A 3,117-nucleotide genomic window follows, 5' to 3' on the forward strand; every position below is an offset into this window, starting at 1 on the left:
TCGCGGAGGCTGTCGAGCGCGGTCACCGCCTCCGCGAGGAACCGGCCGCCCGCGTCCGCGTTGGCCGTACCGAGCGAGACGAGCACGGTGGCGCGCGCCGGATCCAACGCGTCCCAGGGAAAGTCCGAGCGGTCCGCGCGCGGAGCGATGGCCGGGCCGACCAAATACGTCCGTCCGTTCGGCGGCGGCGTGTCACCGAGCAGTTCGCGCCCGGTGAAGGCGATGACGCCGTGCGGCGAGAACCGTGGATCGCCGGTGCGCGCGGGATCACCGATCCGTGTGCGCAGAGCGCCCAGCAGCTCGCTCAGCCAGGCGCCCACCTTCGGCATCCCCGCCAGCGGATCGATAAGTTCGGCCGAGGTGGTGGCCGAGGTGACATGGATGACGCCACGGCGCTCGGCGACCAGCGCGCCCGCCACGGCGTGCTGGTCGGTGAGGACGAGATCCGGCCGGAACGCGTCGATCGCGGCGTCGACACCGGGCGCCATCGTGTCGGCGAGGGGCACGAAGAACTCCGCCCACAGGAAGCGGAACGCGGCGGGACCGGTGAGTCCGGGCGGTCTGCTCAGTCCGGCGCCGGGCACCGCGCAGTCGTACACCGTGGCATCGGCGCCCGCCAGCCGGCGGATCTGGTCGGCGTGGCCGGCCCATGCCACCTGATGGCCCCGCCCGGCCAGTTCGTCCGCGACCCCGACCAGCGGGTTGACATGTCCGACGAGCGGCGGGACGACCAGCAGGAAGCGGGTCACCGCACCGCCTCGGCCAGCGTGTGCTCCCCCACCCACTCCAGGATCAGGTTCCGGGTCTCCTCGGTCCGCTCCACCAGGACGGAGTGGCCCTGCTCGGCGAGGACCACCGTACGGCAGGACGCCAGCTTTGCCTCCAGGCCGGGCACCTGGGCGCTCAGCCCGGACTCGTCGCCGAAGATCGCCAGCACCGGGCAGCCGAGCGCGTCGAGATCGTCGCCGATGACCCGGCCCGCCGGAACGTCCTCGGCGAGCGTGGTGGTCCGCAGGATACGGCCGGCGCCCCGGGAGAGCCGGGCGGTGTGCGCGCCGTGCTTGGCCGAGATCCAGCTGATGACCTCTTCGCGGACGAGCTGGTTCTTGGCGTCGGCGAGACCGTCGGCCATGTGCCGGGTCCACTCCTCCACCGGCGGCTCGGACTCGATCATGGTGACGGTGGCGACCCGCTCGGGGTGCCACGCGGCGAGCGCGGCGGCGACCGTGCCGCCGAAGGAGTTGCCGACCACATGCACCCGGCGCCGCTCGTCCAGCGCGTCGAGCAGCCCGACGAGATCGGCCACGAAGGACTCCAGCCGGTAGCCGGTGCGCGGCCGGTCGCTGCGGCCGTGCCCGCGCAGGTCGTACATGATCACATCGTGTCCCGCGGCGGCGAAGTCCGGGCCGAGGGTGAAGTAGTAGCTGGCCAGGCTGTCGGTGAGCAGGCCGTGCACGAAGACGACCACGGCCGGCTCGCTCCCGTCCGCGGGCCGGCGCGCCGCGGGCAGCCGCTGGACATGGGTGGTGATCTCGCCCGTACTGATCTTTGCCATGGCTCAGCCCTCCGCACCGGCGCGCAGCGACGCCGCGACATAGTCGGCCAGCTCACCGACGGTGAGCGCGATGATCTCGTCCAGTTCCAGGTCGGCGATGAAGAGGGCGACATTGACCCGGTCGCCGTAGTGCTCGCGCAGTGATCCGGCGAGCGTCACCAGATCGATGCTCTCCAGTTCGAGATCGTCGTGGAAGGTGGTCTCCCGGGTGATCTCGGCGTCGTCCAGACCGTCCTCGGCCAGCAGCTCACGCAGCATGCCCGAGATGTCGGCCAGTACGGTGTCCTCGCCGGTGGCCGGTGGCGTACGCTCCCCCGGCTCCGCGGTCGCGAAGCCGATCGCCTCAGTGCTCATCAGACTCTCCTGTCGTGTTGTCACCGGTCGTGCTGTCACCGGTCGTCCAGGCGACGACGTAGCGCCGCTCGGGCAGCCCCCGTGGATCGGCGACCTCCCGTACACCCACCTCGTACGACCGGTCCTCGGTCACCACACGGAGCCGGTCGTGCTCCGCGGCGACCACACGGAACTCGGCCGGGCGTCCGCCCAGTCCCGTCCCGCGCGCCTTGGCGACGGCCTCCTTGGCCGTCCAGAACCGGGTGAACCAGAACGCGGCGCCGCGCGCCGATCCGGCCACCAGGCTGTCGAGAAGGGCCAGTTCGGCAGGGCCGCACGCCGTCTCGACGGTGGAGCGCGGCCGTTCGGCGATCTCCTCGACATCGATCCCGCACGGGCCGCGCCGGGCGATGGCGACGCCGGTCTCACGGCAGTGCGCGATCGACACCGTCAGCTCGCCCACCTCGCGCCCGTGCACACCGCGGACCAGCGGGCGGCCCGTACCGTCGTTGTCGACGGCGATCTCGGCGGGATAAATCTCACCCGCCCCCTCCTGCCAGAGGACCCCGCGCACCGCGTCCTTGGCGGCGATCCGCCCGAGCAGCCACCGCCGTCGGCGGACCGGCGGCAGCGCCTCGTAGCGGGCGCGCTCGGCGCCGCCGAGGATATTGCGCATGATCAGTTCCCGGGTGGCCAGATCGGGCCAGCGCTCATGGACCAGCGTCCAGCCCTCGGGCTGCGGCGTGGAGAGCGTGTGCTCGCCGGGAAAGCGGTCCACCTCACGGATGTTGGGATCGGTGTCGAAGCGCCGGTCCTGCCAGCCGGTGAACTCCGCCCACACGCGACCGTCCTTGACGAGCTGCATGTCCGCGGTGAGCGTGAGATCGGTGATCTCGGTGATCCGGATCGCGCAGACCAGCCGCTCGCCCGGCTCCGGATCGGGCCCGTGGAAACGGATGCGCTCCATCCCCACCGGGAACACGGTGGTGCGTTCGGTGAGCGTCGCCATGATCCAGTAGCCGAGCAACTGGCCGACGTTGTCGAGCAGCGCGCCGGGCGCCCGCGGCGCGGTGATGACCCCGCGGACGGACCGATCGCCGATGGCGCTCAGTTCGCTGACGCCCTGGAAGCGCGGTCCGTGGAACATCCACCGCTCGCTGTAGAGCTGTTCGGCCCGCAGACCGGGAACGCTTTCGGTGGCGGGATCGGCGGGCCGAACAGCTCTACAG

General features: G+C 71.7%; 4 protein-coding genes. All 4 read right to left on the reverse strand.

Features of this window, described 5'->3' with window-relative positions; translation table 11 throughout:
- Positions 1 to 749, reverse strand: a 749-nt coding sequence (locus tag BFF77_RS11390) for a glycosyltransferase family protein (RefSeq protein ID WP_141698415.1), incomplete at its 3' end; no start/stop codon positions are given.
- Complete coding sequence (locus BFF77_RS11395) at positions 746 to 1,555, reverse strand: alpha/beta fold hydrolase (RefSeq protein ID WP_066947260.1); 810 nt, start codon at positions 1,553 to 1,555, stop codon at positions 746 to 748. The genes BFF77_RS11390 and BFF77_RS11395, both read right to left, overlap by 4 nt.
- Before the next feature lie 3 nt (positions 1,556 to 1,558).
- Complete coding sequence (locus BFF77_RS11400; protein WP_245703362.1) at positions 1,559 to 1,813, reverse strand: acyl carrier protein; 255 nt, start codon at positions 1,811 to 1,813, stop codon at positions 1,559 to 1,561.
- 85 nt (positions 1,814 to 1,898) lie between these two features.
- On the reverse strand, positions 1,899 to 3,117 hold a 1,219-nt coding region (locus BFF77_RS11405; RefSeq protein ID WP_141698416.1), incomplete at its 5' end, for a 4'-phosphopantetheinyl transferase superfamily protein.

This window comes from Streptomyces lushanensis (assembly GCF_001700515.1).
GTDB lineage: Bacteria > Actinomycetota > Actinomycetes > Streptomycetales > Streptomycetaceae > Streptomyces > Streptomyces lushanensis.

Bases quoted from the DNA above. Each gene is read 5' to 3' on its own strand.
- BFF77_RS11400 (WP_245703362.1), bottom strand. From the start codon at position 1,813: ATGCTGCGTGAGCTGCTGGCCGAGGACGGTCTGGACGACGCCGAGATC.
- BFF77_RS11395 (WP_066947260.1), bottom strand. From the start codon at position 1,555: ATGGCAAAGATCAGTACGGGCGAGATCACCACCCATGTCCAGCGGCTG.